The sequence below is a fragment of the uncultured Faecalibacterium sp. genome, from assembly GCF_900066275.1.
Lineage (GTDB): Bacteria > Bacillota > Clostridia > Oscillospirales > Ruminococcaceae > Faecalibacterium > Faecalibacterium taiwanense.
The window spans coordinates 1-420 of sequence record NZ_FMFG01000104.1 but is presented as its reverse complement, the minus strand read 5'-3'; the positions used below and the strand labels follow the sequence as shown (position 1 = coordinate 420).

General features: G+C 54.8%; 1 pseudogene. It reads right to left on the bottom strand.

Going from position 1 to position 420, the window contains the following annotated elements:
- Positions 1–420: pseudogene (locus QZL71_RS13210) on the bottom strand (conjugal transfer protein); the annotation flags it as partial.

Below are 420 nucleotides of genomic sequence, written 5' to 3'. Positions count from 1 at the left end.
CGGCGGCAGCATCCTTGATCTGGGCGATTGCCCGCATACGGTTTTCGTTCTGCTTCAACTGCCTACGGAGAGGGGCGGCGGTCTGGTTCAGGTTAGAAATTGCGGTATCCAGATCCTCGATGGTGTTCAGAGAATGGGCTTTCAGATAGTCCACCGCCCGTTTGACTTCCTCAAAGTCTCGGACAGTGCATTTCAGTTTTGCCTTGCCAGACCAATCGCTGCGCTGCTCGTTGCGGAGGTTGAAGTAATCCACCAGCAGGTCGGACAGCATTGGCTCCTTGGCTTGTTCCAGTGCATCCAAAAGAATCTGCTTCTTTTCATTCAGGTCTGCGATCCAGCGTTGCAGCCCACGAATCGCACTGCGGATGGACTGCATCAGGCTATTGGCGGCGCGAATATCCCGGTTCAGGTTGCCGAGAA